Consider the following 24,482-nt stretch of genomic DNA (forward strand, 5'->3'; position numbering starts at 1 on the left):
GGGTGCGGCTCAGTGCCGGTGGAGGCGGTTGGCGATGGCGTGGCCGACGAAGAGATAGACGACGGCGGCGAGTCCGTAGCCCGCGACCACCCGCGCCCAGGCCTCGTCGAACGTGAACAGGTCGCGCGACCAGCCGGCCAGCCAGTTCGCGGCGTCGTGGACGAACCGCACCAGGTCGTTGGCCCGGTTCGCGTCCAACAGGTACATCAGGATCCACAGTCCGAGGATGACGGCCATGATGTCCGCGACCACCGCGACGGCCGTTCCGGCGGAGTTGGAGCCACTGCGACTTCGAGGGGACATGCTTTCCGTCTGGCCCCGGATGTCTGTTTGAAACCCGCGGCGGCAGGTACGCCGACGGCCCCCCGCCCCGGAAGACCGGTGGGCGAGGGGCCGCCGACGTTGTTCGTACGGCCGGGCGGGCGCGGTCAGCCGCGCTGGATGCCCGAGGTGTCCTGAAGAACGCCGCGGCGGCCGTCCTGCGTCTGCGCGACCAGGTTGGCGCCGCGCTGCTCGACCGCGAGGTACCAGGTGCCCGGCGCCAGTTCGGCGATCGGCGTCGGGTTGCCGTCCTCCGCGAACAGCGGACGCGGCACCGGCACGGCGAACCAGAACGGCGAGAAGTCCCCGGACGGCTGCGCCTGCTGCGGAGCCTGTGCCTGCTGCGGGGCCTGCGGCTGCGGCTGGCCCGGCTGGGGCTGGCCGCCACCGAAGGACTGGCCCGGCTGACCGGGCTGGCCCGGCTGGGCACCGTACGGCTGCTGCTGCGCGCCCGGGTAGCCGTAACCACCCTGCGGCTGGCCGCCGTAGGGCTGCGGCGCCGCCGGACGGGCGGCCGGGATCAGGGAGCCCTTGAGCGCCGGCACCAGCGGGGTGGCGACGGCTGCGGCGGCCATGATCAGGGTGGCGACGAGGGCGAGGATCAGGCCCATGCCGAGATCCGGGCCGTCGGAGGTGCCACCGCCGACGTTGTCGACACCGCTCGCCGGGTCGAAGACGTTGCCCAGTGCGCTCCACGCGGCGAAGATCGTGAACGCGATGCCGAACTGGCCGAGGTCGAGGCCGGCGACCTTCTTGGGCTGCGGCAACCCCCGGGCCACCACGATGAGCGCGGCGCCGATGATGCCCGCCAGGACGACACCGAGTACGACCGGTCCGCTGCCCCACAGGTTGGGCAGTTCGAGACTGTCGGGAGCGTCTTCGACGGAGTAGAGGCCGAGGAACGACGCGATGAACAGCAACACCGCTGCTCCGATCACCACGCCGTCGCCTCGAGTGAGGGAGCGGATATTCACTTCAGGTCCTTCGTAGGTCGTCTCGTCGTCGGTAGAGGCGTCGCTGTCACGATGTCGCCGAAAGGTTCCGGTGTGAAGCGCGGGGGTGGCCCCTCATCGTACGGAGGACACTATCGTCCGCACGTCGGGCCTGTCCCCGGGGATCGGCGCGCCGACCGCTACCCGCGCAGGAAACTCACGATTCCCTCAGACATCCCTTGCGCCGCCTTCTGCCGCCACTCGCCGCTGGTCAGCAGTGCCGCGTCCTTGCCGTCGCGCATGTTGCCGCACTCGATGAACACCTTGGGAACCGTTGACAGATTGAGACCGCCCAGGTCCGTGCGCGTCACCAGTCCGGTGCCGCCGCCGACGTAGTTGGAGGGCGCGCTGCCCGTGACGCGGACGAAGCTGCCCGCGACGCGCTCGCCGAGTTCGGCGGAGGGCGCGACGATGGCGCGGGTGTCGGCCTCGCCGTCGTGCACGGAGCCCGGCAGGATCACGTGGAAGCCGCGGTTGCCGGCCCCCGACCCGTCGGCGTGGATCGAGATCGCGGCGTCGGCCTTCGCCTCGTTGCCGATCCGGGCCCGCTCGTCCACGCAGGGCCCGTACGGACGGTCGTCGTCCTGCGTCAGCTTCACGGTCGCGCCCTGCTCCTCCAGGAGAGTGCGCAGCCGGTGGGCCACGTCCAGGGTGAACTTCGCCTCGGGCCAGCCCGCGTTGGTGGCCGTGCCCGTCGTGTCGCACGCCTTCCAGTGCGTACCGACGTTCACCTTGCGGTTGATCTCGGACGCGTGCTGGAAGTTGCTCGGGTTGTGGCCCGGGTCGATGACGACGACCTTCCCCTTCAGGGGGCCGGCCGCCGGGGCGGCGGGCGCGGACTTCGAGGCGGAGGGCGACGGCTTCGTCGAGGTGGGCGAAGGAGAGGTGCCCGTGGGCGCCTTGGCGTCGGCGCTCGCGGAGGCCGGACCGCCCGAGGACGGCGGCGCCGACGTCCGCGCGCCCTCCGCACGGTCCGCACCGCCGCCGCTCCCGTCGTCCGGGCCGGCGACCGCCGCGTACACCCCCCATCCGAGCAGCGCCCCGGGCACGAGCGCCGCGATCGCCACGGTCAGCGGGCGGCGCAGCGGGGAGCGGCGGGGCTGGGGTGGTTCGAAGTCCGGGCCTGTGTACGACACGTCAGCGACTCTAACCGCGCCCTCGGGTCCCCGCGCCCGTTCGCCGCAGGACGCGCAGCGAGTCGGTCACGGAGACCTCGGTGAACGCCCCGGACGCCAGGGCCCTGAGGTACACGCGGTACGGGGCCTGGCCGGTGAACTCGTCGGCCGGGTCCGGGAAGACGTCGTGGATGACCAGCAGGCCGCCGTCGGCGACGTGCGGGGCCCAGCCCTCGTAGTCGGCGTTCGCGTGCTCGTCGGTGTGGCCGCCGTCGACGAAGACCAGGCCGAGGGGGGAGTTCCACACCGCCGCAACCTGGGGCGAGCGGCCGACCAGGGCCACCACGTGCTCCTCGAGACCGGCCCGGTTGAGGGTGCGGCGGAAGGTGGGGAGGGTGTCCATCACGCCCAGCTCGGGGTCGACCGTCTCCGGGTCGTGGTACTCCCAGCCCGGCTGCTGCTCCTCGCTGCCCCGGTGGTGGTCGACGGTGAGCGCGGTCACCCCGGCCCGGCGGGCGGCGTCGGCGAGCAGGACGGTGGAGCGCCCGCAGTACGTGCCGACCTCCAGCAGCGGCAGCCCCAGCCCGCCGGCCTCCACGGCCGCCGCGTACAGCGCGAGGCCCTCGTGCGCGGGCATGAACCCCTTCGCGGCCTCGAAGGCGGCCAGGACGGCGGGGGTGGGTGCGGGGGCCGCGGAGGCTGCGGGCATGGGTGGCCTTTCAGGGGTGCGGGTGCGGGGTGTGGGCGTACGGCGCTCCATGCTGCCGCACCCCCCGCCGCGTGGTGCGACGGGGGGTGCGCGAGCCCGGAGGGCGTGGTCAGGCGGAGACCGTCTCGCCCGGCAGGGACAGGTCCAGGTCGACCGGATGCTCGCCGGTGTGGGTCGCCGCCTGGGCGAGCGGGCCGTGGCCCGTGGCGCGGGCGGCCAGGACGTACGGACCCGAGGCGGGGACGGCGAGGGCGTAGCCGCCGTCGCCGGCGGAGAGCGTCGCGCCCGCCTGGCGGCCGTGCCGGTCGATCAGGGTGACCTTGGCACGGGCGACGGGGGCGCCGTCGGCGGTCAGCACCCGGCCGCGGAAGCCGGACAGCTCCGCGTCGGTCGGGAACTCGCCGGCCAGCGCCCGCTCGGCGCGGGCCAGGTTCGCGTCCTCCTCGCTGCTCGCGCGCAGCTGCGTGGTCGCCGCCGGGGTGCGGCGGGGGAGGAAGAACGCCAGGGCCAGGCCCACGGCGACCGCGGCGGTGGCGATCAGGAACGAGACGCGAAAGCCGTGCATGGTGGGGACCGCGACGCCGCCCACGTCGTTCGCCGTGTTGGCCAGCACCATGCCGATGACGGCGCTCGACACCGACGTACCGAAGGACCGCATCAGGGTGTTGAGGCCGTTGGCCGCGCCCGTCTCCGAGGCCGGGACCGCGCCGATGATCAGTGCGGGGAGGGAGGAGTAGGCGAGGCCGATGCCGGCGCCGATCAGGACCGAGGTGACGACGGTCTGCCAGGCGGCGTTCATCAGGCCAAGGCCGCCGCCGTAGCCGACCGCGATGATCAGCAGGCCGGCGATCAGGGTGGTGCGGGGGCCGTAGCGGGCGGAGAGGCGGGCGTAGACCGGCGCGGTGAACATCATCGTCAGACCCAGCGGGGCCACGCACAGGCCCGCGACGACCATCGACTGGCCGAGGCCGTAGCCGGTCTCCGAGGGCAGCTGGAGGAGCTGCGGCAGGACGAGCGAGATGACGTAGAAGGCGACGCCGACCATGATCGAGGCGAGGTTGGTGAGCAGGACCTCGCGGCGGGCCGTGGTGCGCAGGTCGACCAGCGGGGCGGCGACGCGCAGCTCCATCAGGCCCCACAGGAGCAGGACCACGGCGGCGGCCGCGAACAGGCCCAGCGTGGTGGGCGAGGACCAGCCCCAGTCGCTGCCCTTGGTGATGGGCAGGAGGAAGAGGACCAGACCGGCGGAGAGGCCCAGCGCGCCCGGCAGGTCGAAGGAGCCCTTCGCGCGCAGCGGGGACTCCGGTACGACGAGGAGGGTCAGGGCGATGGCGAGGACACCGAGGCCGGCGGCGCCGTAGAACAGGGCGTGCCAGTCGGTGTGCTGCGCGACCAGGGCCGCGGCGGGCAGCGCCAGGCCGCCGCCGACGCCGATCGAGGAGCTCATCAGCGCCATCGCCGAGCCGAGCCGCTCGCGGGGCAGCATGTCGCGCATCAGGCCGATACCGAGGGGTATCGCCCCCATCGCGAAGCCCTGGAGGGTACGGCCGACGATCATCGGGAGCAGCGCGTCGGTGAAGGCGCTGACCAGCGCGCCCACCACCATCACCGACAGGCTGGCGATCAGCATGCGGCGCTTGCCGAACAGGTCGCCGAGCCGGCCCATGATCGGCGTGGCCACGGCTCCGGACAGGAGCGTGGAGGTCAGGACCCAGGTGGCGTTGCTGGGTGACGTGTCGAGGAGCCGGGGCAGGTCCTTGATGACCGGGACGAGCAGGGTCTGCATCACCGCGACGACGATGCCCGCGAAGGCGAGCACCGGGACGGTGGCCCCGGTCGCTCGCCGGGCGGGTTCGTCGGTCGTCGTGGGGGACATGTGGTGGGGCCTCCAGGCCGGAGTCGGCGGACGCGGGCGTGATCGTGTTGTGTGCAGCTTGAACCTCGTGCGCCGGGGCAACTATTCCGTTGCTTCGAGTGCCTAACGAATTCTTGACCGTCTCTTGGGACGACGGCGTCTTCTAGGTCGCCGGACCTAGGCCGGTCCGGGGTCGAAATGCCGATGGAAGGGGCGCTTCCGGGTTGAGACCATGACACCCATGCTCGAAGCCACCGGTGCCTCCGCCACCGCCCGAATATCCGCCCGCCGCAACCCCCCTCCGACCTGGCTGGTCCTCGCACTCGCCTGCGCCGGACAGTTCCTGGTCGTGCTCGACGTGTCCGTCGTCAACGTCGCCCTGCCGTCGATGCGGGCCGACCTCGGCCTGAGCGCGCAGGGCCTGCAGTGGGTGGTCAACGCCTACGCCATCGCCTTCGCCGGCTTCATGCTGCTCGGCGGCCGGGCCGGTGACCTCTACGGACGCAAGCGGATGTTCCTCGTCGGGCTCGGGCTGTTCACCCTCGCCTCACTGGGCGGCGGGCTCGCGCAGGAGGGCTGGCAGCTGCTGCTCGCCCGGGCCGTGCAGGGGCTGGGCGCGGCCGTGCTGGCGCCGTCGACGCTGACGATCCTGACCGCGGCGGTGCCCGAGGGGGCGGCGCGGGCCCGGGCGATCGCGACCTGGACCGCCGTGGGCGCGGGCGGTGGCGCGGCGGGCGGTCTGGTGGGCGGCGTCCTGGTGGACGGGCTGTCGTGGCGCTGGGTGCTGCTGATCAACGTCCCGGTGGGCGCGGTGGTACTCGCCGGTGCCCTGCTGTGGCTGACCGAGAGCCGGGCCGGCGTGCGGCCGCGCCTCGACCTGCCGGGCGCGATGCTGGTGACCGCCGGTCTGGCCACGCTGGCCTACGGCATCTCGCAGACCGAGTCCGAGGGCTGGGCGGCGACGGCCGCGCTCGTGCCGCTGCTCGCCGGGCTCCTGCTGCTGGGACTGTTCCTCCTCGTCGAGGCGCGGACTGCGGCGCCGCTGATGCCGCCGGGGCTGCTGCGGCTGCGGTCGGTGGCGTCGGCGAACGTGGCGATGCTGGTGTCCGGCTCGTCGATGTTCTCCATGTGGTTCTTCATGACCTTGTACGCGCAGAACGTGCTCGGGTACTCGCCGCTGGAGGCCGGTGTCGCCCTGGTGCCGAGCTCCCTGGCGGTAATCCTCGGGTCCAAGCTGGCGCCGCGGTTCATGCCGGTGATCGGGGCGCGGAACGTGGCCGTGCTGGGCACGCTGGTGGCGGCGGCCGGCTTCGGCTGGCAGTCGACGATGAGCGCGGACGGGGCGTACGTGACCGCGATCATGATCCCGGGGGTGCTGATGATGCTGGGGGCGGGGCTGGCGGCGACTCCGCTGGCGTCGCTCGCCATCTCCGGTGCGGGGGCCGGGGACGCGGGGCTGGTCTCCGGGTTGATCAACACCTCCCGGACGATGGGGGGTTCGCTGGGGCTCGCGGTGATGTCGACGATCGCGGCGGCCCGGGCCGGGGGAGAGGACGCGGGGCGGGTGGCGCTGACGGACGGATACGCGCTGGTGTTCCGTACGGGGGCGGTGGTGCTGGTCGCGGGGGCGGCGCTGATGTGGGCGTGGCTGCCGGCGGGGGAGCGGCGCGCGAAGGCGCCGGTCTGACGTCAGACCCAGCCCTGGCGTCTGGCCTCGCGCAGCGCCTCCGCGCGGTTGCGGGTGGCGGTCTTGCCGATGGCCGAGGAGAGGTAGTTGCGGACCGTGGACTCGGACAGGTGCAGGGCGCCGGCGATGTCGGCCACGGTCGCGCCGTCGGCGGACGCCCGGAGCACGTCGCACTCGCGGGCGGTGAGCGGGCTGGGGCCGGCGCTGAGCGCGGCGGCGGCGAGTGTGGGGTCGACGACCGTCTCGCCGGCCAGGATGCGGCGGACCGCGCCGGCCAGCTCCTCCACGGGGCCGTCCTTCACCAGGAAACCGGCGGCGCCGGCCTCCATGGCGCGGCGCAGGTAGCCGGGGCGGCCGAAGGTGGTCAGGATCAGCACCCGGCAGTCGGGCACCTGCTCCCGCAGCTCGGCGGCGGCGTCGAGGCCGCTGCAGCCCGGCAGTTCGATGTCGAGGAGGGCGACGTCCGGGCGGTGCGTGAGCGCGGCGCCGACGATCTCGTCGCCGGCCGACACCTGGGCGACCACCTCGATGTCCTCCTCCATGCCGAGCAGCAGCGCGAGCGCGCCGCGCATCATGCCCTGGTCCTCGGCGAGGAGGACGCGGATGGGGTGGGGTGCGTCGGTGGGTTCGTCGGTCACGGGGTCAGGGTAGAGGGGGGTGCCTGCGGCGCCGCTGCGGGTAGCGCGGTGTGTGGTCTGTGGGTCGGGGCCGCGCCGGGGGGGTGTCCGTCCTCGGAACGGCGCGGAATCGGTCGGCTACGGGGCTGAACGGCGCGGACGCGCCAACCGCTGCGGGCGGACACCCCCCGACGCCCACCCCCACGCCGGGTGCCGCCGAACCCCGCCACACCTCCCCCCGCTACTCCTCCCCGTCGGAGACGACCGGCAGCACCGCCGTCACCGAGAAGCCGCCCCCCGCCCCCGCGCCGGCGGTCAGTGAGCCGCCCGCCGTGGCGAGCCGTTCCGTCAGCCCGGTCAGTCCCGTCCCGGACCCGGAGGACGCGCTGCCGACGCCGCCACCGTCGTCCGTCACCGTCAGCCGGACGCGTCCCGTACTCCCCGACACCGCGATCTCGCACCGGCTCGCCCCGCTGTGCCGTACGACGTTGGTGACCGCCTCCCGTACCACCCAGCCCAGCAGCGCCTCGGCCTGCGGCGGCAGTGGTGGGCCGGAGCGGTGGACCACCGGCTCCACGTCGGCCGCGCTCAGTGCGGAGCGGGCCCGGTCCAGCTCCGTGCCGAGGCTGCCCTCGCGGTAGCCGGTGACCGCCTCGCGGACCTCGGTCAGCGCCTGGCGGCCGACCGCCTCGATGTCGGTGATCTGGGTCAGGGCCGCGTCCAGGTCGCGGGGTGCGAGGCGCCGGGCCGCCTCCGACTTGACCACGATCACCGACAGAGTGTGTCCGAGCAGGTCGTGCAGGTCGCGGGAGAAGCGCAGCCGCTCCTCCGCCACCGCGCGGGTGGCCAGTTCCTCGCGGGCGGCGCGCAGTTGCCGTACCGCGTCGGACAGGCTCAGGATCGCGGCCGTCACCATCGTGGACAGGAAGGTCCCGTAGGCGATGTTCAGGCCGGTCCAGCCGTCCTTGAGGCCGCCGACCGTGCCCGCCAGTGCCGCCAGCGCAAAGCCCCAGCGGCCCAGCCACCGGCCGCGCAGCGCCGCGCCGGCGGCCAGGCCGAGCAGGAGGAAGAAGAGCAGCCAGGTGCCGCCGTAGGCCAGGGAGAGCGCGCTGGTCAGCAGGGTCATGGCGGCGAGGGCCAGGCGGGTGGGCGTCGATGTGCGCAGTCTCTGGTCGAAGGAGCGGAAGGCCACGTAGATGTAGAGGGTGTTGAAGGCGAACAGGCCCAGGACGCCGAGCCAGGGGTTGGAGGTGTGGCCCTGGAGGATGTTGGCGAGGCTGCCCAGGCCCAGCAGGAGCCAGGGCAGGAGGGTGAAGCCGGTGGGGGGCGGGCCGATCCGGTCGGGTCCCTCGTCGGCCTGGGACTGCCTCGCCAGCTGCCACGCGTCCAGGCGGCACGAGATCCGGCGCAGCCGGCCTTGCTTCCCGCTCATGGCAGTCGTTTCCCTTCCAGCGAATCGCTCAGTCGTCTGCCGTGGCGCGGCGGTAGGACAGGACGGCGTACGTCCCGAACGCCAGCAGCCACGCCGCCAGTACGAGAATCGCACCCGGGGGCGGCGCGTGCCCCGTGGCGACCGACGTGCCCAGCTCGGCGAAGCGGTTGGCCGGGGTGTACGCCGAGACCGTGCGCAGCCACTCCGGGAACAGGGCGAGCGGGAACCACAGGCCACCGACGACCGCCAGGCCCAGGTTGGCCACCATGTTGACCACGCCCGTGGTCTGGCCGGTCAGACGGTAGCCGTTGCCGAGGCCGAGGAGGGTGAAGGGGAGCGAACCCAGCCAGAGGAGCAGGGCCAGCGCCGCCCACTGCCAGGCGGCCAGCCGTACGCCGTTGAGCAGACCGCCGGCGGCGAGTACGGCGGCGATGGCGGGCAGCACGGTGACCGAGGCGGTCAGGGTCCGGCCCACCACGACCTGGTGCGGTCGCATCGGGGTCACCCGCAGTTGCCGCAGCCAGCCGATCGCCCGGTCCTCGGCGACCCCGCCGCCGGTGTTGAGGGCCGAACCGACCGCGCCGTAGGCGGCCATGCCGACCATCGCGGCGGTCTTCCAGCCGCCCGTGCCGTCGTCCCCGAGGTTGGTGAAGAGCAGGTACATCAGGACGGGCATGGCGACGCCGCCCACGACGAAGCCGGGGTCGCGCAGAGTGCGGCGGACCTCCAGGCGCAGGTAGTCCCTCATCGTGCGGCCTCCGTTTCCGTGCGGGTGTGCGCGGTGGTCGTCAGGGCCAGGAACGCGTCGTCCAATGACGCCGGGGCGACCTCCAGGCCGCGGATCGCGCCGAGTTGTGCGAGGGCGACGACGGTGGCGTCGGAGTCGTCGGTGCGCAGGTGGGCCCGGTCTCCCCGGATCTCCAGGGAGCGTACGCCCGGCAGCAGCGTGAGGTCCGCGGTGGAGCGGCCGTTCAGATCGAAGGAGACGCGGCTGCCGCCGGCCGCCCGGCGCAGCTCCTCGCCGGTGCCGTCCGCGACGATCCGGCCCCGGTCGACGACCAGGATGCGGTCGGCGTGCGCCTCGGCCTCCTCCAGGTAGTGGGTGGAGAAGAGGACCGTGCTGCCGCGCCGGGCGTACGCCCGCATCGACTCCCAGAAGGTGTGCCGGGCCTCCACGTCGAGGGCCGCCGTGGGTTCGTCCAGGACGAGCAGGTCGGGGTTGCCGGCCAGCGCGACCGCGAACCGGACGCGCTGGGTCTGCCCGCCGGACAGCCGGTCCACGCGGCGCCCGGTCAGGTGGGCGATCCCGGCGAGGTCGAGGGCCCGGGGGACGGGCATCGGGGCTGGGTAGCGGCCCGCCACGAAGGTGATCAGCTCGCCCACCGTGACCCGGGGGACCGCCCGTGCCTCCTGGAGCATGGCGCCCACCCGGCCGGCCCGTACGGCCTTGTCGGGCGGCCCGCCGAAGAGCTCCACCGTGCCGGTGTCCGGCTCGCACAGGCCGAGCAGCAGCGCGATCGCCGTCGACTTCCCCGCGCCGTTGCGTCCGAGCAGCGCGACCGTCTCGCCCCGCGCGATCTCCAGGTCGACGCCGTCGACGGCGCGGACGGCGCCGTACGCCTTGGCCGCCGTGGAGAAGGAGACGGCGGGGGTGATGGTGGGGTGTGTTGTCGTCGGTCCGGATGCCATACCGGTGACGCTACGGAAGGGGACGGGGCGGGCGGCAGATGCGGTTGTCCGGTCTTCGGCGGGACAAATGTCACCGGTGGCCGGCCGCTGTCCCGGGCCGTCCCGGTCCCGTACGGTCGTGTCAGTCCGTGATCGTCTTCTCGAACGGGGGCAGCAGAGCCGTGCCCATCGACGCAGCCCAGGCGCTCGGCGCCGCACCCCGCGTCCATGAGATCGCCTGGGACCACAAGGACGTCCTGCTCTACCACCTCGGCATCGGCGCCGGCCTGCCCGCCACCGACCCCCGCGAACTGCGCTACACCCTGGAGTCCCGGCTGCGTGTGCTGCCGAGCTTCGCGACGGTCGCGGGCGGCGGGCCTCCGGGCGTGATCGGCGCGCTGTCCGCGCCCGGCGTCGACGTCGACCTCGCCCGCGTCCTGCACGGAGGGCAGCGGCTGCGGGTGCACCGGCCGGTTCCCGTGCGCGGCCGGGCGCGTGCGGCCGCGCGGATCGTCGCCGTGTACGACAAGGGCACGGCCGCCGTCCTCGTCCTGCGCACCGAGGTCGCGGACGCGGACGGGCCGCTGTGGACGGACGAGGCCGAGGTCTTCGTGCGCGGGGAGGGCGGCTGGGGCGGTGAGCGGGGGCCGTCGGGCCGTCCGGGACCGGCGCCGGCGGGAGCACCGGACCAGGTGGCCGAGCGGGCGGTGCGCGAGGACCAGGCGCTGCTCTACCGGCTCTCCGGGGACTGGAACCCCCTGCACGCCGACCCGGAGTTCGCCGCGCGCGCCGGCTACGAGCGGCCCGTCCTGCACGGGCTGTGCACCTACGGCGCCGCCCTCAAGGCGGTCGCGGACACGGTGCTCGACGGTGACGCGCGCCGGGTGCGGGAGTACGGGGCGCGGTTCGCCGGGGTCGTGTACCCCGGGGAGACGCTGCGGGTGCGGATGTGGCGGGCGGACGCCGGGCCGGAGGGGTGCGGGAGCGTGCGGGTGGAAGTGAGTGTGCGGGAGCGGGACGACGCGGTCGTGCTCGCCGACGCGGTGGTGCGGTACGTGTGACGGCTCCGGCCCCCGTCCCATGATGCGCTGGACGGGGGCCGGAGCCGCTTGCCGTGTGTGCTCGCCGAGCCGTCAGGCGGCCGTTTCGGACTCCTCGGCCGGCTTGCGGTGGCGGCCCCGCGGCGCCTGGGCACCGTCCTGGCTGGACACCGGTCCCCGGTGCCTGCCGTGGCCGCTCTCGATCTCGGATACGTCGGCGCCGTCGGCCTGCGTGGGCTGGGTCGTGCTGGCGTCGTTCATCGGAAGGAATTCACCCCGTCAACATGATCTTTCCTACAGCCGGGCGAGTCTAACCGGCACCCCGCGGGGCGAATCCAGGCGGCCGCGCCAACCGGCACTACTTCGTTACACGTCGTGCCAGCGGGGCCTGTTGCAGCGGTACGGGGCGTGGTGGGCGCGATGGGGAGGGAGCCGGGGCGTCCGGTTCCGTCGCGTCCCGGGTGCCCTCCGGGGCGGGCGCGGGCGGCTCGTCGAGGGCCGGGGTGTGCGGCCCGTCGGGAGATTGAGTCGGCGGCTCGTGGGGAGCCGGAGCCTCCGCCTCCGTCGTCTCCCGCCCGCCGTCCGCGTCCGGTGGTGCGGGCAGCCGCGCCACCCCGCACGGCGACTGCGGCGTGGCGCACGGCAGCCGCAGCTCCCCGTCCGCGGTCCACAGCCCGGCACCGGTCAACCAGCCCGCGGGCGCCGGAAGATGACGCACCCGGCGTTCGGCGGGCCGCCACACCGCGACCCAGGTGCCGAGCGCGCCGTCCACCCGCAGCGCCACCGCGCACCGTTCCGGCGTCAGCGCCTGGCCCGGCTGGATCGCGAACGGCGTCACCACGCAGTCCGGCAGCCGCAGGCACTCCGGGAAGCGCACCGGCAGCGTGCTGCCCAGCACCCCCCAGCCCAGCCGGTCCCGCCCGGGCGAGGGCGCGTCCGAACGGATCAGCACCAGCCCGCTGTCCGGGTCGGCCAGCAGTATCCGGTCGTCGCTGTCCGCGGCGATCTGCAGCAGCGGGGACACCTCGCCGTCCCGCTCCAGGTCCAGTACGACCGCCTTGGTGCGCCCGCCCGTCTCCCGGTCCACGGCCAGTATCCGGCCCGTGCGGTCCAGCCAGACCCCGCCCGAGCAGCGCCCGGGGATCTCGGCCAGCCGCTCGGGCCCGAACGCGCCGCCCGCCACCCGCCACAGCACCGTCGAACGGGGACCGGAGGCGAGGGCGTACGCCCGCTCCCCGCCCGGGGCCGGGGGCAGCAGCCGCAGCCCGGTGGTGCCCGCGGGGCACTCGACCGCGCCGAGCGGCTGCTCGCCGGTGCCGGGGCCGGTCGGGTACAGCAGGGAGAAGAAGTGCCGTCCGGCCGCCACCCGGTGGACCAGGACCCGCCCGTCGCCCATCGGCTGCACCTCGGTGCCGGGCTCCTCGGGCTGGTTGCCGGGCAGCGGCACCGCGTACGGTTCGGGACCGTCCAGGGTCCAGCGCTCCGGGTACCAGGAGTCCCCGCGACGGGTCAGGCGCGCGGCGTAGGCACCCTCGGCGGTGATGGCGCAGCCCGCCGGTGGCGGGCCGTCGTTCCCGGGCGCCGCCGAAGGTTCGATAGCACAGGCTGTCATCGTTCGGTCACCTCCGGCGACGAAGGTAGTTTTCGCACGAACGGGCGGGGGACCGGCCACCGTCCGCATCACACGTACGTGTGGCACAGGAACGATTCGCCTGAGGAGCGGGCGGGGTGTGTGCTGGGCCCGGCCGAAGCGGAGCCGGGGGGTCGCCGCGGGTACGACGGCGCAGTACAGGCAGGTAGCCTTGCACCCGTGCCCCGTCTGTCAGAAGTCATCGCCGCGCTGGAGAACCTGTGGCCCGCCGAGCGGGCCGAGTCCTGGGACGCGGTCGGCACCGTCGTGGGCGACCCCGACCAGGAGGTCTCCCGGGTCCTGTTCGCCGTCGACCCGGTCCAGGAGATCGCCGACGAGGCGGTGAAGCTGGGCGCCGACCTCCTCGTCACCCACCACCCGCTGTACCTGCGCGGGACGACCACGGTCGCGGCCTCCACCTTCAAGGGCCGCGTGGTGCACACGCTCATCAAGAACGACGTCGCCCTGCACGTCGCCCACACCAACGCCGACACCGCCGACCCGGGCGTCTCCGACGCGCTGGCCGGCGCCCTCGACCTGCGCGTCGTACGGCCCCTGGTGCCGGACCCGGCCGACCCGCACGGGCGTCGGGGTCTCGGCAGGGTGTGCGAGCTGGAGCACCCGCTGACCGTGCGCGATCTCGCCGCCCGCGCCGCCGAACGGCTGCCCGCCACCGCGCAGGGCATCCGCGTCGCCGGCGACCCGGATGCCACCGTCCGCACGGTCGCCGTCAGCGGCGGTTCCGGCGACGGCCTCTTCGACCACGTCCGGGCGGCCGGCGTCGACGCCTTCCTCACCGCGGACCTGCGCCACCACCCGGTGTCGGAGGCCCGCGCCCACAGTCCCCTCGCGCTGCTCGACGCGGCGCACTGGGCCACCGAGTGGCCCTGGTGCGAGCTGGCCGCCGCCCAGCTCGACGAGATCTCCGACCGGGAGGGATGGGACCTCAGGGTCCACGTCTCCAAGACGGTCACCGACCCCTGGACCGCCCACGCGGCGTCCGCCCCGACCTCCGACGCAATGGGAGCCCCCAACTGAAAGCCGAGCCCGCCGACCAGATCCGACTCCTGGACGTCCAGGCCCTCGACGTCCGGCTCCAGCAGCTCGCGCACAAGCGCAGGTCCCTGCCCGAGCACGCCGAGATCGAGTCGCTGACCAAGGACCACACCCAGCTGCGCGACCTGCTCGTGGCCGCGCAGACCGAGGAGAGCGACTGCGCCCGCGAGCAGACCAAGGCCGAGCAGGACGTGGACCAGGTGCGGCAGCGCGCCGGCCGCGACCAGCAGCGCCTGGACTCCGGCGCCGTCACCTCCCCGAAGGACCTGGAGAACCTCCAGCGCGAGATCGTCTCCCTCGCCAAGCGGCAGGGCGACCTCGAGGACGTCGTCCTGGAGGTGATGGAGCGCCGCGAGTCCGCGCAGGAGCGGGTCGCCGAGCTGACCGAGCGGGTCGGCTCCGTGCAGGGCAAGCTCGACGACGCCGCCGCACGCCGGGACACGGCCGTCGGCGAGCTGGACGCCGAGGCGGCCTCGGTGACCAAGGAGCGCGAGGTCGTCGCCGCCTCCGTCCCCGCAGACCTGCTGGGGCTCTACGACAAGCTGCGCGAGCAGCAGGGCGGCGTCGGCGCGGCCAAGCTGTACCAGCGCAGCTGCCAGGGCTGCCGTCAGGAGCTGGCGATCACCGAGCTGAGCGAGATCCGCTCGGCGGCGCCCGACACGGTCGTACGCTGCGAGAACTGCCGCCGCATCCTGGTGCGCACGGCGGACTCCGGCCTGTAGGGGCCGGTTCGGTGGCAGATCCGGTGACGGAGGCGGGCACCGGCCCCGTGCGGGAGTTCGTGGTCGAGGCCGACGGCGGGTCGCGGGGCAACCCGGGGCCCGCGGGCTACGGCGCGGTGGTGCTGGACGCGGTGACGGGGCAGACCCTGGCCGAGACGGCCGAGTACCTGGGCGTCGTCACGAACAACGTGGCCGAGTACCGGGGCCTGCTGGCCGGTCTCCGCGCGGCGCGGGAACTGGACCCGGACGCGACCGTCCACGTCCGCATGGACTCCAAGCTCGTCGTCGAGCAGATGTCGGGCCGCTGGAAGATCAAGCACCCCGACATGAAGCCGCTGGCCGCCCAGGCCGCGCGGATCTTCCCGCCCGGGCGGGTGACGTACGAGTGGATTCCGCGCGCCGACAACAAGCACGCCGACCGCCTGGCCAACGAGGCGATGGACGCGGGGGCGCGCGGCGAGCAGTGGTCGCCGTCGGCGTCGACGGCGGAGCTGGACACGGGGCGCTCCGCGGGTGGACGCGGCGTGACGGGCAGCGGCGCACCGGCACGCACCGGCTTCGGCTCGGAGAGCGGTGCCGCGGACGCCGTCGGCGCGGTGGCCGCCGAGGAGGGCACCGAAGCCGCCGGCTCGGCAGCGTCGGAAGCCGACACGGGCTCGGCGGAAGGCGCCGCGCCGGAAGTCTCCGCTTCAGAAGTCGCCGCCTCCGCCGACGTCCGCGCCGCGAAGACCGTCGCCTCCCCCGGCTGGGGACCCCCCGACATGGGCGCCCCCGCCACCTTCGTCCTTCTGCGGCACGGCGAGACGCCCCTGACCCCGCAGAAGCGGTTCTCCGGGAGCGGCGGCAGCGACCCGTCCCTGTCGGCCGCCGGCCGCGAACAGGCCGAGAAGGTCGCCGACAGTCTCGCCCGGCGCGGCACGGTCCAGGCGATCGTCACGTCCCCCCTGGCCCGCACCCGCGAGACCGCCGGCATCGTCGCCGTCCGCCTCGGTCTGGAGGTGCGGGTCGAGGAAGGCCTGCGGGAGACCGACTTCGGGGCGTGGGAGGGGCTGACCTTCGGCGAGGTGCGCGAGCGCTACCCCGACGACCTGAACGCCTGGCTGTCCTCCCCGGACGCGGAGCCGACCGGCGGCGGCGAGAGTTTCGCGGCGACCGGCGCCCGGGTCGCCGCCACCCGCGACAGGCTGGTCGCGGCGTACGCGGGCCGCACGGTCCTGCTGGTCTCCCACGTGACGCCGATCAAGACGTTCGTCCGCCTCGCCCTGGGCGCCCCGCCCGAGTCGCTGTTCCGCATGGAACTGTCGGCGGCGTCGCTGTCGGCGGTGGCGTACTACGCGGACGGCGGCGCGAGCGTCCGCCTGTTCAACGACACGTCCCACCTGCGCTGAGCCCGGCCGCCTCGCGGGCCAGCGCCTCGACGCGCTCCCAGTCACGGCCGGCCACGGCGTCCTTCGGAAGCATCCAGCTGCCCCCGACACAGCCGACGTTGGGCAGCGTCAGGTACTCCGGCGCCAAGGCCGGGGTGATGCCGCCCGTCGGGCAGAAGCGGGCCTGCGGCAGCGGCGCGGCGAGCGCCTTGAGGTAGGCGGTGCCGCCCGCGGCCTCGGCCGGGAAGAACTTCATCTCCCGCACCCCGCGCTCCAGCAGCGCCACCACCTCGGACGTGGTCGACACCCCCGGCAGGAACGGCACCCCGGACGCCCGCATCGCCGCCAGCAGCGTGTCCGTCCACCCCGGACTGACCAGGAACCGCGCCCCGGCCGCCACGACCTCCTCGACCTGCTCCGCCGTGATGACCGTGCCCGCGCCGACCACCGCGTCCGGCACTTCGGCGGCGATCGCCCGGATCGCGTCCAGCGCGACCGGCGTCCGCAACGTCACCTCGATCGCGGGCAGCCCGCCGGCGACGAGCGCACGGGCGAGCGGCACGGCGTCCGCGAGATCGTCGACGACCACCACGGGTACGACGGGGGCGAGGTCCAGTACCGAGGCGGAGGCGGCGGGAGAGGAGGGCAGCGGTGAACTCATGTCCTCATCGTGCCGCCGCAGAGCATCACACGCAACGCGCGTTGCGATATGCGCAACGCGCGCCGCCCACTCGCCTCAGTGGACCTCGGCCACCAGCACGTCCAGCGACCACGGCTTCCCCGCCTTCCCGGGCGCCTCCGCCTCCACCTCGTACCCGAGGTCACGCAGCGCCTCCACCAGCTCGGCGGGCCCCTCCGGCGCACTCCCGGACGTCAGCAGGCTGCGCACGATCCGGCCCTTGGTCGCCTTGTTGAAGTGGCTGACGACCTTCCGGGTCGGCGCGTGCAGCACCCGCACGGTCGCCGTCCGACCGGCGACCTCCCCCTTCGGCTTCCACGCCGCCGCGTACGCCGCCGAACGCAGGTCGAGCACCAGCCCGTCCCCGGCCGCCTCCGGCAGTACCTCGGCCATCGGCGCCCGCCAGTACGCGCCCAGCGCCCCGAGCCCCGGCAGCTTCACGCCCATCGAGCACCGGTAGGAAGGAATCCGGTCGTTCACCCGCACCGCACCCCACAGCCCGGAGAACACCAGCAGCCACCGCGCGGCCCGCTTCCTGGCCGCCGTGTCCAGCGAGGCCAGGTCCAGGGCGTCGTACAGCACTCCGGTGTAGATCTCCCCGGCCGGGCGCGTCCCCGCCGTCCGCAGTTCCGCGTTCTTGGCGACCTCGCCGCGCAGCCCCTCGCTCAGCCCGAGCACCTCGCGCGCCTTCTCCTCGTCCCCGGCGCACAGCTCGACCAGCTCCCCGAGGACGGTCTCCCGGGCGGGGGTCAGCCCCGGCAGCGACAGCGACTCCGGCTTCAGCGGAGCGCCCCGGCCGGACGCGGCCTTCCCCTCGGACGGCGGCAGCAGGACAAGCACACGTACTCCTTCACATCGAGCTCAAAAGGCCCCCGGTCAGGGTACGGCGTACCCCTCGCGTGCCCAGTCGACGGCCCGTACGAGCGCCCCCGGGTCGTCGGCGTGACAGCGCACGACGCGGACCTCGCGCCGCCGCCCGAAGAAGGCGACGTGGGTGACGGGCTCGCCGAGCTCGATGGTCACGGACGTCTGGGAGCCGACGGCGAGGTCCAGCTCACCCTCCGCCCGCTCGTGCGTCGTCCGCAGCTCCCGGCGCACGGAGGCGATCCGCTCCAGCGGTATCCGCACGTCGACGTGGACGGCCCGGCGGACCCGCAGCGACCCGGCGGCCGGGTCCAGGACGTGCGGCCGGACCACGGACGCGGCGTGCAGCCCGACCACGATCACGATGGTGTACACGTCCAGGACCAGCACCACGTGGTGCACGGCCGGCCAGTCCCGCAGCAGCACGGACATCATCACGGACTCGATCACGCACACGAACCCGAACCCGAACATCATCGCGCCCTGCCCCCGCGAGTACCCGAAGGCCGAACCGCCGCCCGCCGTCCCGTGGGTCCGCCGGACCACCCACAACCACAGACTCACCAGCAGCCGCACCTCGTGCCGGACCATGAGGAACGGGACCGTGACGAAGGCCGGGCCCCTCATGACCGCCGCCCCCGCGAGGCGATCTCCAGCGCCAGCCGGACCGCCTCCGCCTGCCCCGGCGCGAAGTCGGCGTACATGGCGCGCAGGAAACCGTGACCGGAATCGAGCTCGACGCCCTCCTCGGGCACTAGCCCCTCGGGCATGCACTCGGCGAGTACCCGGGCCGCCTCCGCCACCCGCGGATCATCGACGCCGGCGTCCGCCAGCTCGTCCAGCAGCGCGTACGCCTCGTGCGCCCGCGCCACCGCCTCCGGCGATCCCAGCGCACCACGCAGCGTGGCGAGCAGCCCCTCCCGGTCCTCCGGCGCCACCGTGCTCTCCAGCAGCGCCAGCATCTCGCGGTCCCGTACGGCCATGGGGGAGCCGGAGACGTCCCCCATCCCCGCGAACAACTCGGCCAGCTCCGGCGAGACCGGTCCCTCGGCCGGCAGCCCGCCCTCCGTCTCCAGCAGCGCCCGCAGCCGCGCCCGGCGCTCCCGGATCGCCGCCTCCTGCCGCGCCAGATCCGCGTCCAGTTCCCCCAGCACTTCGGTGAGATCCTTCCCTGCCTCGTCCGCGAGCACGTCCCGCACCTCCGCCAGCCCGAGCCCCAGCTCGGTCAGCCGCCGGATCCGGGCCAGCACGACGACGTGCCGCAGGGTGTACGTCCGATAGCCGTTGGCCAGCCGCTCCGGTTCGGGCAGCAGGCCCTGGTGGTGGTAGTGCCGCACGGTCCGCGTGGTGACGCCGACGGCGTCGGCGAGTTCTCCGATCCGCATGGCTTCAGTAGAGACGTTGACGTTGCGGCAGGGTCAAGCGGGACGCGGGTCCGGCCTCCGGACAGCGCCGCCGCTCCTGTGCCACGATCGAGGGAACGGTTTCCGATCTCACGAACAGGTGATCAGCCGATGCCCCAGTCTGGCGAGCGACCGAAGGAGGGGCGTGACATGACTGCCATGGCACACGAACCGATCACGCGGGACCTCTTGCTGGAGTGGTTTCTCGACCTGGACACCCCGGAGGGGTTCCGGGCGGAGCTGATCGAAGGGGAGATCGTCGTGACACCGCCGCCGGACGGGGACCACGAGGACTACATCGGGCTGATCGTGAGCCAGGTGCACCGGCGATCCGTCACCGACATGCAGTTCTCGGGCAACAAGGGCCTCAAGCTGAAGAACGCCGAGGGCCTCCTGGCGGACCATGTGATCCCCGACGGCACCTTCGCGCCCAGGAAGTCCAGGCTCTATCGCGGAGCCGAACCCTGGATGCCCTGCGACGGTGTGACGCTGGTGCTGGAGGTGACCTCCACCAAGCCCAAGGCCGACCGCGAGACCAAACGCCATGCGTACGCGCGCGGCGGCGTCCCGTACTACCTGCTCGTCGACCGTCAGGAGTCGTCGATCACGTTGTTCAGCGACCCGGGCCACGACGACTACCGACAGCACTGCACCGTCGCCTTCGGGAAGCCGCTGACTCTGCCCGCCCCCTTCTCCTTCGACCTGGACACGAGCGACTTCCTTTGATCCCGTGGGGGCTGGGGGTGGGGGGCGATGGACGCACGCGGCGAACAGGCACGCTGGACCAGGGCCCGGCTGGGGACGGCCGGCCCGCCCCTCGACCTGCTCACCGCCCGCTTCGACCGCCACGTCTACGCCCCGCACGCCCACGACGAGTACACGGTCGGCGTCACCGTCGGCGGCCTGGAGGTCATCGCCTACCGGGGCGGGCACATCCGCTCCGGACCGGGGTCCATCGTCGTCCTCGAACCGGGCGAGGTGCACACCGGCGGCCCCGCCGCCCCCGAGGGCTACTCGTACCGTGCCCTGTACGCGGCCCCGTCCCTCCTCACCGACGGAACACGCACCCCCGCCGCCCTCCCGCACTTCCGCGAACCCGTCCTCGACGACCCCGAACTGGCCGCCGCCCTGCGCGCCACGCACACGGACCTGGCCCGCTGTCCCGACCCGCTGGAGGCCGAGTCCCGCCTCCCCTGGCTCCTCACGGCCCTGGCCCGCCGCCACTCCACCGCCCGCGCGGCCGACGACACGGTCCCCGGCGCCGACCGCGTCGCCCGCGTCGTACGCGACCGCCTCGCCGACGAACTCCTCGCCCCGCCGTCCCTGGCGGTCCTCGCCACCGACCTCGGCCTGTCCCGCTACCAGCTCCTGCGCGCCTTCCGTACGACGATGGGGATACCGCCGTACGCCTGGCTCGCCCAGCACCGGGTGGCCAGGGCGCGCGGGTTCCTGGACGCGGGCCTGCGCCCGGCCGAGGCGGCGGCGCTGGTGGGCTTCGCCGACCAGGCGCACCTGACCCGCTGGTTCCGCCGGGTCCTCGGCGTGACCCCGGCGGCGTACCGCAACAGCGTTCAAGACCGCGCCGCCTGAGCCGGCCGACACTCACCGCATGACTGCACGCGGCTGGTTCCTGTTCTCCCTGATGGGAGTGGTGTGGGGCGTCCCCTACCTGATGATCAAGGTGGCGGTGGACGAGGTGTCCCCGTCCGGAGTGGTGTTCACGCGCTGTGCCCTGGGCGCGGCCGTCCTGCTCCCCTTCGCCCTGCGCAAGGGAGACCTCTTCGGCACCGTACGACGCCACTGGAAACCCATGCTGGCCTTCGCCGTGATCGAGATCATCGGCCCCTGGTGGACCCTGACGGACGCCGAACGCCACCTGTCCAGCTCGACCGCGGGCCTGCTGATCGCGGGCGTGCCGATCGTCGGCGTGGTCCTGGCCCGCTTCTTCGGTGCCGCGGAGCGGATCGGCGCCCGCCGGATCACCGGCCTCGGCCTCGGCCTCGGGGGCGTCGCCGTCCTCACCGTGCCGCACCTCACCGGCGGCGACGCCCGCTCGCTGGCCGAGGTGCTGGTGACGGTCGTCGGCTACGCCACCGCCCCCCTGATAGCCGCCCGCCACCTCAAGGACGTCCCCACCCTCCAGCTCATCACCCCCTGCCTCACCCTGGCCGCCGTCGTCTACGCTCCCGCCGCCTTCCTGACCCGGCCCGCCACCCTCCCCTCCGGCGAGGTCCTGGCAGCCCTGGCCGGACTCGGCGTCGTCTGCACCGCGATCGCCTTCGTGGCCTTCCTTGAGTTGATCAAGGAGGTCGGCCCGGTCCGCGCCGGCGTCATCACCTACGTCAACCCGGCGGTCGCCGTCGCCGCGGGCGCTCTCCTCCTGGACGAGGACCTGACCCTCGGCATCGGCGTCGCCTTCGCCCTGATCCTGGCCGGCTCGGTCCTCGCGACGGCCGCTGCCGGTCCGAGGCGGGAGGTCCGCCGGGTACCATGGTCGACACGGCAGACGAGCCGGGCGGGCGGCCGCGTGGAGTCCCTTGCGGGACTTCCCGAGGAACGTCCGGGCTCCACAGGGCAGGGTGATGGCTAACGGCCACCCGGGGTGACCCGCGGGACAGTGCCACAGAAAGCAGACCGCCGGAGGCTTCGGCCCCCGGTAAGGGTGAAACGGTGGTGTAAGAGACCACCAGTGCCCAGGGCGACCTGGGCAGCTAGGTAAACCCCACCCGGAGCAAGGTCAAGAGGAGACGCCTCCTCGCAAGAAGGGGCGTCTCTGCGCGGACGATCGAGGGCGGCCCGCCCGAGTCCGCGGGTAGACCGCTGGAGGCCGGTGGCAACGCCGGCCCTAGATGGATGGCCGTCGCCGGCGGGACCGCGAGGCCCCGCCGGAACAGAACCCGGCGTACAGCCCGACTCGTCTGCCGCCTTCACTCCGCCGTTGAGCCAAGCGCTGCGGAAGGCTTGCGCGGACGGACGCGTGGAAGGCCGTGCCGCGCGCGACCGATGGAAAGCCGCTGGGGTCGGGGCTGTGGTGCCCCACCCACGCGACGACGGCCTTCTATGGCCTCGCACGCTCGTCATACGCGTATTACGATGGCCGCGTGGCAAAGACGCGGATCAGTATCAGCCTGGACCAGACCCAGGCCGAACGCATCAGGCAGCACGCGGAACGGGCGGGCATGGACGTCTCGGCGTACCTGGTGCACGCCGCGACTCGGCAGATGGCCGAGAGCGACGCCATAGAGGAACAGTTCGCCGAGGTGGACGCCCTCATCGCCCGCGCCGAGCAGGCAGCCGACGGCCTGCCGGCAGATCCCGCTCAGGAACCGGCCGCGGAACTGACGGAGCAGGAGCGCCGCGAGGTCGAGGAGGCCCTCGGCCTCGCCCACGGCCAGGACAGGCACCGCCACCGCCCGGGAAACGCCGCGTGAGCCCACGGGTCCCGGTCTACGACACCGGCATGCTCATCGCCCTCGCCGACCGCAAGGCGAAAGCGGTGGCCCTGCACGAGGGCCTGCGCACGCTCCCGCACCGCGCGCTGGTGCTCGGTCCGGTCCTCGCCCAGGTATGGCGCCCGCAACCGGGGCTGGTACACGCCCTGTCCGGAGTGATGAAGGACTGCACCGTCCCTCAGGCCCGGACGTCCGAGCCGCCGCTGCGCGAAACGAAAGCGGGCCGTCCGGAATGCCTGGCCTGCGCCACGGGCCCGGACCTCGCGGACTGGCGTCGCATCGGCACCGTGCTGGGCAGCGCGAACCTGCCGGCGAAGAAGCGACCGGACGCGGTGGACGCCTGGGTGGCCCTGGCGGCGGCCCGGCACGGCAGCGCGGTGATCTTCACCACCGACCCGGGGGACATCCAGGCGTACCTTGCGGTGCTGGCGCCTGCGGATGTGCATGTGGTCGGGGTCTGACGAGGCGGCCACGGAGCTGCCTGTCCGTCGGGCGGCCAGGAGACGGCACGGACTCGCCCCTAGTGGCCCCTGAGCACGCCCCGCATCCGGGCCGCGGCGGTCCGCATCGGCATCATGCACCGTTTCAAGGGACTGGAGTTCCAGCGCGGTGTTCCGCCTGAGCGGTCCGTCGACCGGTCACCCCGTCACCCGACCCCCGGCATCACCCGCTCCGCGATCAGCCGCAGCTGCGTGTCCACGTCCGCCGCCTCCGGCAGGTCCCGCCCCGTGAACGCCTTCACCAGAGCGCGGTCGGTGATGGCGCAGATCATGTGGTTCACGCCACTCGGAGCGATGTCCCGTTCAATCTTCTCCCGGCACTCCTCCGGCGTGCCCGCGACGGAGAGGCGGTCGGCGATGGCCGGGGTGGTGAGTTCGATGCCGCGGGCCAGGTCGCCGGCGGCGATCGCGTCGATGACCGGTTTCAGTTCAGCGGGGTCGACGCCGTTGCGGAGGAGTTGTTCCTCCGGCATCGAGGACGCGTAGATGCCGACCATGCTGCGGGCCGCCTCCTTGGCCACCGCCGAGTCGGGGCCGGTGGCGAAGACCACCCAGGCGCCGATGTCCAGCGTGCGCCAGTCCTTCCCGGCGCGCTCCGCGCCCGCCCGGATGTGCCGCACCGCGTAGTCGTAGGCCTCGCGGGTGTAGCTCAGGGCGTGGTGGCAGCCGTCCGACAACTCACCGGCCGCCTCGAAGGACTTCGGCCCCCGCATCGCGCCGAGCTTCAGCGGCAGCCGGTCCTGCACGGGGCGGGCGAACGTGAACAGGCCGTCGTAGGAGTAGAACTCGCCGTCGTGCGTGATGGCGCCCTCGTCGAGGAACGTGCGCATCACATGCAGGGCTTCCTTGACGCGGGAGAGGGGCTTGGTGCGGGCCCAGTCGATGCGGTACTGGGCGAGCAGGCCGAAGTTGCCGCTGGACAGGACGCCTTCGGCGCGTCCGCCGGAGAGTTCGTCGAGGGTGGCGAGGGCCTGGGCGATCAGGGTCGGCTCGCGCAGGGTCACCGGGGAGACGCTCGGCCCGAGGCGGATGCGGCTGGTGCGGCCCGCCGCCGCGGCGAAGAGGAGCCACAGGTCCTTGTGCCAGGTCTCGTCGGCGGCGTAGCAGGCGTGGAAACCGAGTTCGTCGGCGAGCCGGATGGACTCCAGGGACCGAAGGATGTGAGTCCACACTGCGGGTGTCCAGGGCACGAGGCGCCGAAAGTTTCGGGCTTCCTCCATCTGCTTTCCGGCGGCACTGGTGAGGTCTTTCTTGTTGTAGCTCGCCACCCTGGGGTGAAGGTGGACTGAGCTGCAACTTTCTCCTCTCGGCGGCGACTTCGGGTTCGGCGAAGGTTTCGAAAGTCTTACCGAAACTGTTGACGCTTGATGGGT

25 protein-coding genes, 1 other RNA gene and 1 pseudogene are annotated in these 24,482 nt (G+C 73.5%); 11 read left to right on the plus strand and 16 right to left on the minus strand.

Annotated elements, in window-relative coordinates; all coding sequences use genetic code 11:
• Window positions 1-9: 9 nt before the first annotated feature.
• The 5 genes from KUM03_RS27575 to KUM03_RS27595 form a co-directional block, all read right to left on the minus strand.
• On the minus strand, window positions 10-303 hold the full coding sequence (locus tag KUM03_RS27575; protein ID WP_217252419.1) for a hypothetical protein: 294 nt from the start codon (window positions 301-303) through the stop codon (window positions 10-12).
• A gap of 125 nt (window positions 304-428) precedes the next feature.
• Entirely contained in the window at window positions 429-1,295 is an 867-nt protein-coding gene (locus tag KUM03_RS27580) for a DUF5336 domain-containing protein (RefSeq protein ID WP_217252421.1), read from the minus strand.
• A 158-nt stretch (window positions 1,296-1,453) separates the two neighbouring features.
• Window positions 1,454-2,449, minus strand: a complete 996-nt coding sequence (locus tag KUM03_RS27585) for an N-acetylmuramoyl-L-alanine amidase (protein WP_217252423.1) — start codon at window positions 2,447-2,449, stop codon at window positions 1,454-1,456.
• Window positions 2,450-2,459: 10 nt separating this feature from the next.
• Window positions 2,460-3,137 (minus strand): class I SAM-dependent methyltransferase, encoded by a 678-nt coding sequence (locus KUM03_RS27590; protein ID WP_217252425.1) that lies wholly within the window; start codon window positions 3,135-3,137, stop codon window positions 2,460-2,462.
• Between the two features lie 109 nt (window positions 3,138-3,246).
• Window positions 3,247-5,013 carry an MFS transporter gene (locus KUM03_RS27595; protein WP_217252428.1) on the minus strand — a complete coding sequence of 589 codons (1,767 nt, stop codon included), beginning with the start codon at window positions 5,011-5,013 and terminating at the stop codon, window positions 3,247-3,249.
• Window positions 5,014-5,233: 220 nt separating this feature from the next.
• Here KUM03_RS27595 and KUM03_RS27600 point away from each other — a divergent pair, with 220 nt between their 5' ends.
• A complete protein-coding gene (locus KUM03_RS27600) occupies window positions 5,234-6,679 on the plus strand; it encodes an MFS transporter (RefSeq protein ID WP_217252430.1) in 1,446 nt (481 codons plus the stop codon).
• A 2-nt stretch (window positions 6,680-6,681) separates the two neighbouring features.
• On the opposite strand, the gene KUM03_RS27605 is transcribed toward KUM03_RS27600, so the two are convergent.
• From KUM03_RS27605 to KUM03_RS27620, 4 genes are all read right to left on the minus strand, one after another.
• Entirely contained in the window at window positions 6,682-7,317 is a 636-nt protein-coding gene (locus KUM03_RS27605; RefSeq protein ID WP_217252432.1) for a response regulator transcription factor, read from the minus strand.
• A 220-nt stretch (window positions 7,318-7,537) separates the two neighbouring features.
• Complete coding sequence (locus KUM03_RS27610) at window positions 7,538-8,728, minus strand: histidine kinase (RefSeq protein ID WP_217252435.1); 1,191 nt, start codon at window positions 8,726-8,728, stop codon at window positions 7,538-7,540.
• 28 nt (window positions 8,729-8,756) lie between these two features.
• Complete coding sequence (locus KUM03_RS27615; RefSeq protein WP_217252437.1) at window positions 8,757-9,476, minus strand: ABC transporter permease; 720 nt, start codon at window positions 9,474-9,476, stop codon at window positions 8,757-8,759.
• A complete protein-coding gene (locus KUM03_RS27620) occupies window positions 9,473-10,417 on the minus strand; it encodes an ABC transporter ATP-binding protein (protein WP_217252440.1) in 945 nt (314 codons plus the stop codon). The genes KUM03_RS27615 and KUM03_RS27620 overlap by 4 nt, the downstream gene beginning before the upstream one ends.
• 161 nt (window positions 10,418-10,578) lie before the next feature.
• Between KUM03_RS27620 and KUM03_RS27625 the strand changes: the two genes are divergently transcribed.
• The gene (locus KUM03_RS27625; RefSeq protein WP_217252442.1) at window positions 10,579-11,457 is read left to right on the plus strand and encodes a MaoC/PaaZ C-terminal domain-containing protein; all 879 of its coding nucleotides are present in this window, start codon (window positions 10,579-10,581) and stop codon (window positions 11,455-11,457) included.
• A 72-nt stretch (window positions 11,458-11,529) separates the two neighbouring features.
• On the opposite strand, the gene KUM03_RS27630 is transcribed toward KUM03_RS27625, so the two are convergent.
• On the minus strand, window positions 11,530-11,697 hold the full coding sequence (locus KUM03_RS27630; protein WP_079187178.1) for a hypothetical protein: 168 nt from the start codon (window positions 11,695-11,697) through the stop codon (window positions 11,530-11,532).
• A 97-nt stretch (window positions 11,698-11,794) separates the two neighbouring features.
• Entirely contained in the window at window positions 11,795-13,048 is a 1,254-nt protein-coding gene (locus KUM03_RS27635; RefSeq protein WP_217252445.1) for a hypothetical protein, read from the minus strand.
• Between the two features lie 198 nt (window positions 13,049-13,246).
• Here KUM03_RS27635 and KUM03_RS27640 point away from each other — a divergent pair, with 198 nt between their 5' ends.
• From KUM03_RS27640 to KUM03_RS27650, 3 genes are read left to right on the plus strand one after another with little or no spacing between them, the layout of a single operon-like run.
• The gene (locus tag KUM03_RS27640; RefSeq protein WP_217252447.1) at window positions 13,247-14,104 is read left to right on the plus strand and encodes a Nif3-like dinuclear metal center hexameric protein; all 858 of its coding nucleotides are present in this window, start codon (window positions 13,247-13,249) and stop codon (window positions 14,102-14,104) included.
• On the plus strand, window positions 14,101-14,844 hold the full coding sequence (locus KUM03_RS27645; RefSeq protein WP_217253031.1) for a zinc ribbon domain-containing protein: 744 nt from the start codon (window positions 14,101-14,103) through the stop codon (window positions 14,842-14,844). The genes KUM03_RS27640 and KUM03_RS27645 overlap by 4 nt, the downstream gene beginning before the upstream one ends.
• Window positions 14,845-14,891: 47 nt before the next feature.
• Entirely contained in the window at window positions 14,892-16,232 is a 1,341-nt protein-coding gene (locus tag KUM03_RS27650; RefSeq protein ID WP_217253033.1) for a bifunctional RNase H/acid phosphatase, read from the plus strand.
• Here KUM03_RS27650 and eda read toward each other — a convergent pair.
• The 4 genes from eda to KUM03_RS27670 all read right to left on the minus strand — a co-directional run bounded on the left by eda (window position 16,207) and on the right by KUM03_RS27670 (window position 19,139).
• The gene (gene eda, locus KUM03_RS27655) at window positions 16,207-16,872 is read right to left on the minus strand and encodes a bifunctional 4-hydroxy-2-oxoglutarate aldolase/2-dehydro-3-deoxy-phosphogluconate aldolase (protein ID WP_217252449.1); all 666 of its coding nucleotides are present in this window, start codon (window positions 16,870-16,872) and stop codon (window positions 16,207-16,209) included. The genes KUM03_RS27650 and eda overlap by 26 nt on opposite strands.
• Window positions 16,873-16,947: 75 nt before the next feature.
• Window positions 16,948-17,730, minus strand: coding sequence for a peroxide stress protein YaaA (gene yaaA, locus KUM03_RS27660; RefSeq protein WP_217252451.1), 783 nt, complete (start codon window positions 17,728-17,730; stop codon window positions 16,948-16,950).
• Between the two features lie 36 nt (window positions 17,731-17,766).
• Window positions 17,767-18,381: a hypothetical protein gene (locus KUM03_RS27665; protein ID WP_217252454.1), complete on the minus strand. Its 615-nt coding sequence runs from the start codon at window positions 18,379-18,381 to the stop codon at window positions 17,767-17,769.
• On the minus strand, window positions 18,378-19,139 hold the full coding sequence (locus KUM03_RS27670; protein ID WP_217252456.1) for a MerR family transcriptional regulator: 762 nt from the start codon (window positions 19,137-19,139) through the stop codon (window positions 18,378-18,380). Before KUM03_RS27670 ends, KUM03_RS27665 begins: the two co-directional genes overlap by 4 nt.
• Window positions 19,140-19,316: 177 nt before the next feature.
• Here KUM03_RS27670 and KUM03_RS27675 point away from each other — a divergent pair, with 177 nt between their 5' ends.
• The 6 genes and pseudogenes from KUM03_RS27675 (at window position 19,317) to KUM03_RS27700 (ending at window position 23,070) form a co-directional block, all read left to right on the plus strand.
• Window positions 19,317-19,883, plus strand: a complete 567-nt coding sequence (locus KUM03_RS27675; RefSeq protein ID WP_217253035.1) for a Uma2 family endonuclease — start codon at window positions 19,317-19,319, stop codon at window positions 19,881-19,883.
• Window positions 19,884-19,910: 27 nt separating this feature from the next.
• The gene (locus tag KUM03_RS27680; RefSeq protein ID WP_217252459.1) at window positions 19,911-20,747 is read left to right on the plus strand and encodes an AraC family transcriptional regulator; all 837 of its coding nucleotides are present in this window, start codon (window positions 19,911-19,913) and stop codon (window positions 20,745-20,747) included.
• Between the two features lie 19 nt (window positions 20,748-20,766).
• Window positions 20,767-21,594: pseudogene (locus tag KUM03_RS39340) on the plus strand (DMT family transporter); the annotation flags it as partial.
• A 70-nt stretch (window positions 21,595-21,664) separates the two neighbouring features.
• Window positions 21,665-22,078: RNase P RNA component class A (gene rnpB / locus KUM03_RS27690), an RNA gene on the plus strand.
• Window positions 22,079-22,258: 180 nt separating this feature from the next.
• Window positions 22,259-22,588 carry a hypothetical protein gene (locus tag KUM03_RS27695; RefSeq protein ID WP_217252461.1) on the plus strand — a complete coding sequence of 110 codons (330 nt, stop codon included), beginning with the start codon at window positions 22,259-22,261 and terminating at the stop codon, window positions 22,586-22,588.
• Entirely contained in the window at window positions 22,585-23,070 is a 486-nt protein-coding gene (locus KUM03_RS27700) for a hypothetical protein (protein WP_217252463.1), read from the plus strand. The genes KUM03_RS27695 and KUM03_RS27700 overlap by 4 nt, the downstream gene beginning before the upstream one ends.
• Window positions 23,071-23,255: 185 nt before the next feature.
• Here KUM03_RS27700 and KUM03_RS27705 read toward each other — a convergent pair whose 3' ends face one another.
• Window positions 23,256-24,281 carry an LLM class flavin-dependent oxidoreductase gene (locus KUM03_RS27705; RefSeq protein WP_308406427.1) on the minus strand — a complete coding sequence of 342 codons (1,026 nt, stop codon included), beginning with the start codon at window positions 24,279-24,281 and terminating at the stop codon, window positions 23,256-23,258.
• Between the last annotated feature and the right edge of the window lie 201 nt (window positions 24,282-24,482).

This window comes from Streptomyces sp. AC602_WCS936, assembly GCF_019049125.1.
Taxonomy (GTDB): domain Bacteria; phylum Actinomycetota; class Actinomycetes; order Streptomycetales; family Streptomycetaceae; genus Streptomyces.